This window comes from Mesorhizobium sp. M4A.F.Ca.ET.050.02.1.1, from assembly GCF_003997725.1.
In the GTDB taxonomy this organism is placed as follows: Bacteria; Pseudomonadota; Alphaproteobacteria; order Rhizobiales; family Rhizobiaceae; genus Mesorhizobium.
The window spans coordinates 1-4,025 of sequence record NZ_RZSG01000557.1 but is presented as its reverse complement, the minus strand read 5'-3'; the positions used below and the strand labels follow the sequence as shown (position 1 = coordinate 4,025).

Here is a 4,025-nt window from a genome sequence, read left to right as displayed (position 1 = left end):
AGATAGGACGGCGCCTCGATGGACGGGTCGGGTTCGAAGATGCGCCCGAACAGGCGCCGGCCGCCGACCAGCAGCACCGCCGCCAGTCCCAGCGCCATCAGGGCCGCTGCGAGCACGGCCTGGAGTTTGAATTTGAAGGCGAAAATCAGCCAGGACGAGACGGCTTTGTAAAGGCCGGTGAATTGATCGTGCGCATCGGAAAAGGCCTGGGGACTGAGCGCGTCCGTCAGTTCATAGCGCTTGGCGAGGAAATTGCGGAAAAGGTCGCTGCGCATGACGCCGATCTTGTCGATCAGCCCGTTGATGCGGATCGACAGGTTTTGCGCGCTGGCGATGACGGCGTTGATCTCGGCTTTTTCGGCGGCAAGCGCTCCGCGCTCGTTGGTAACGATCGCCGGCTCCTGCGGCTGCCCCTGCGCCGGCGGCGGGCCAAGCACCTCGATCCGGTTGTTGATGTCGGCAAGGCGCGAGCGGAAGGCCAGTGCGCTGTTCAATGCCGCCCGCGACAGATCCTCGAGTTGCAGGCGGACGTCGACAAGCGCTGCGTCATCCTCGGCGTCGTCGGCGACCTTCTTTTCGAGACCATCGGTCTTGGCCGCCAGGTCCTGGACGACCTTCTGCTGGTCGACGATCAGTTGCGCGGAACCCTGGCCGATGGCCTGCGCCATCGCATCGAACGAAGGCTGCGCCGAAACGGCGAGCATCAGAACCAGGATCAGGCGAAGTAACCGGAAGAACATGACCTTGATGGCGACTCGCTGCCGAAAAGACTTCGTAATTTCGTTCTTGATAAAGACCGCCATACCCCGCGGCAAGCCGTCCCCGATCAGGCAAGTGCAAGCCGTCTCCGGTCAGGCAAGTGGAAGTCGGCCTGTCGAAAAGCGATGGCGCAATCTTGGCTTTGCGCCCGCTGCCTGCTCTATAGTCTGCCGCATCGCACCAACCGGACGACATGAAACATGGCGGAATATTCGGCCTTTTCGCTCCTCAAGAACGCGCTCAGCGGAAACAAGGACTGGAAGCCGGCCTGGCGCAAGCCGGACCCAAAGGCATCCTATGACGTGATCGTCATCGGCGGCGGTGGGCACGGCCTGTCGGCCGCCTACTACCTCGCCAAGGAGCACGGCATCACCAACGTCGCGGTGCTGGAGAAGGGCTGGCTGGGCTCAGGCAATGTCGGCCGCAACACCACCGCAGTGCGCTCGAACTACCTTTTGCCTTCCAACACCCGCTTCTACGAGCATTCGATGAAGCTTTGGGAGAACCTCTCGCACGACCTCAACTACAATGTCATGTTCTCGCAGCGCGGCTGTCTGAACCTGGCGCATACGCCCGCCCAGTTCGACGACTATGCCAGGCGCGGCAACGCCATGCGCCATCTCGGCGTCGATGCCGAGCTGATGACCGTCGACCAGATCAAGCGGCTCGTGCCGGCGCTCGACGTCTCCGGCTCGGCGCGGTTCCCTGTCATCGGCGGCCTGATGCAGCGGCGCGCCGGCAGCGCCCGCCACGATGCGGTGGCCTGGGGCTATGCGCGCGGCGCCGACCGGCGCGGCGTCGACATCATCGAGAATTGCGAGGTCACCGGTTTTCTGCGCGACGGCGACCGCATCACCGGCGTTTCGACGACGCGCGGCGAGATCCGCGCCAGGAAGGTGGCGCTCGCCGTTGCCGGCAGCACCGGCCGCGTCATGCAACTGGCCGGCATCGACAAGATGCCGATCGAGAGCCATGTGCTGCAGGCCTTCGTGTCGGAATCGCTGAAGCCGATCATCGACACGATCCTGACCTTCGGCATGGGTCACTTTTACATCTCGCAGTCCGACAAGGGCGGCTTGGTCTATGGCGGCGACCTCGACGGCTACAACAGCTATGCCCAGCGCGGCAGCCTGCCGATCGTCGACGAGGTGATGAGCGAGATGCTGGCGCTGTTCCCCGGCCTGGCGCGCGTGCGCATGCTGCGCTCCTGGGGCGGCCTCTGCGACATGACGATGGACGGCTCGCCGATCATTACCACTGGCCCGCTGCCCGGCATGTATCTCAATTGCGGCTGGTGCTACGGCGGCTTCAAGGCGACACCGGCCTCCGGCTTTTGCTTTGCCTGGACCATCGCCAAGGGCGAGCCGCACGAGCTCAACGCGCCGTTCACGCTCGACCGCTTCTATCGCGGTCTCTTCATCGACGACAAGGGCCAAGGCGCGACGCCTCGGCTGCACTAGGGTTGAAATAAGATGCTTATCACCTGTCCCTATTGTGGCCCACGCGACGTCATCGAGTTTGCCTATCAGGGCGATGGCAACCGCGAGCGTCCGCAACCGGCCTCTCAGGACCTCGACGCCTGGAACGCCTATGTCTACGACCGGCTGAATCCGGCCGGCGACCATAACGAGATCTGGCAGCATGCCGGCGGCTGCCGCGCTCATATCAGGGTCGTGCGCAACACGCTGACACACGAGATTTCCAGCACTGCTTTCGCGCATGGCGGCCACAGATCCGCCACGCGGCACAAGACGGAAGCCAAGTCGTGAGCCCCCGTCGCATCGAGAACGGCGGCCGCGTCGACCGGCTGCGCACCATCCGCTTCACCTTCGACGGCGTGACCTATACCGGCCATGCCGGCGACACGCTGGCCTCGGCGCTGCTCGCCAATGGCGTGACGCTGTTCGGCCGCTCGTTCAAGTACCACCGCCCGCGCGGCGTGCTCACGGCCGGTGTCGAGGAGCCGAACGCGCTGGTAACAGTGCTGCGCGGCGAGGTGCGCGAACCGAACATCGCCGCGACCATGGTCGAGATCTATGACGGGCTCACCGCCGTCAGCCAGAACCGCTTCCCGTCGCTTGCCTGGGACGTCAGTGCGGCCAACCAGCTCGGCGGCAAGCTCCTGTCGGCCGGCTTCTACTACAAGACCTTCATGGGGCCGGTGATCGGCCCGCTCAAAGGCACCCGCTTCTGGATGTTCTGCGAGCATTTTATCCGCCGCGCCGCCGGTCTCGGCAGAGCCGGCACCGCCGCCGACACTTCGCGCTATGAGCGCATGAACGCCTTCTGCGACGTGCTGGTGGTCGGCTCCGGTCCGGCCGGGCTGATGGCCGCCAAGGCTGCCGCCGAACAGGGCGCGCGCGTCATCCTCACCGAGCTGGAGCCGCGCTTCGGCGGCTCGGCCAACTGGTCCGGCGAGACGATCGACGGCATGCCGGCGGACGACTGGGCGGCGCGCGTTGCCGGCCAACTCGAAGGCAACGACAATGTGCGGCTTTTGCCGCGCACCACGGTCTGGGGCTACTATGACGGCAACACGCTTGCCGCGCTGGAGCGTGTCAGCGACCACAAGGAGAGCCTGGCCAAGGGCGAGCCGCGCCATCGCTACTGGGCGATCCGCGCCAGAACCGTGGTGCTTGCCACCGGCTCCTTCGAACGGCCGCTGGTCTTCCCCGGCAATGACCGGCCGGGCGTCATGCTGGCGCATGCCGCAGAGCGCTACGCCAACGAATATGGCGTCCTGCCCGGCGAGAGGATTGCCCTGTTCACCAACAATGACAGCGCCTACCGTTCCGCCCTGGCGCTGAGGAAGGCAGGGGCCGCGATCGTCGCAATCGTCGACGTTCGCTCCGGGCTGTCGGACGAAATGCGCCGGCTGGCCACCGAGGCCGAGGCGGAAATGCTCTCCGGTCACGCCGTGGTGGCCACCGAGGGCGGCAAGGCTCTCTCCGGCCTAAAAGTGCAGCGCTTCGACATGCTGAGTGGCGCGCCCACCGGCGACGCGCGCAGCATCCATGCCGACTGCCTGCTGATGTCAGGCGGCTGGTCGCCGACGATCCATCTCGCCAGCCAGGCCGGCGCAAAGGCTGAGTGGAACCCGGCCAGGCAGGCCTTCCTGCCACCGAAGCCGACGCAGCGCTGGATCGGCGCAGGCGCCTTCACCGGCAGTTTCTCGACCGCCGAGGCCATCGCCGAAGGCCGCACCGCCGGTGTCGCTGCCGCGGGCGGCACGGACGCGCCGACGGCCCTGCCGGACGTCGAAGCCG

The 4,025-nt window shown here is 65.9% G+C and carries 3 protein-coding genes and 1 pseudogene; 3 read left to right on the top strand and 1 reads right to left on the bottom strand.

Going from position 1 to position 4,025, the window contains the following annotated elements; genetic code table 11:
• Positions 1–740: pseudogene (locus tag EOA33_RS26800) on the bottom strand (mechanosensitive ion channel family protein); the annotation flags it as partial.
• 219 nt (positions 741–959) lie between these two features.
• Here EOA33_RS26800 and EOA33_RS26795 point away from each other — a divergent pair.
• The 3 genes from EOA33_RS26795 to EOA33_RS26785 all read left to right on the top strand — a co-directional run.
• Positions 960–2,219 carry a sarcosine oxidase subunit beta gene (locus EOA33_RS26795; protein WP_127407008.1) on the top strand — a complete coding sequence of 420 codons (1,260 nt, stop codon included), beginning with the start codon at positions 960–962 and terminating at the stop codon, positions 2,217–2,219.
• A 12-nt stretch (positions 2,220–2,231) separates the two neighbouring features.
• Positions 2,232–2,528, top strand: a complete 297-nt coding sequence (locus EOA33_RS26790; protein WP_126054074.1) for a sarcosine oxidase subunit delta — start codon at positions 2,232–2,234, stop codon at positions 2,526–2,528.
• Positions 2,525–4,025: 2Fe-2S iron-sulfur cluster-binding protein (locus EOA33_RS26785; protein ID WP_127407007.1), on the top strand; the 1,501-nt coding region annotated here is incomplete at its 3' end. The genes EOA33_RS26790 and EOA33_RS26785, both read left to right, overlap by 4 nt.

What these genes read in the sequence shown, in the direction of transcription:
- EOA33_RS26795 (WP_127407008.1), top strand. Translation starts at nt 960, where the DNA reads ATGGCGGAATATTCGGCCTTTTCGCTCCTCAAGAACGCGCTCAGCGGA.
- EOA33_RS26790 (WP_126054074.1), top strand. Translation starts at nt 2,232, where the DNA reads ATGCTTATCACCTGTCCCTATTGTGGCCCACGCGACGTCATCGAGTTT.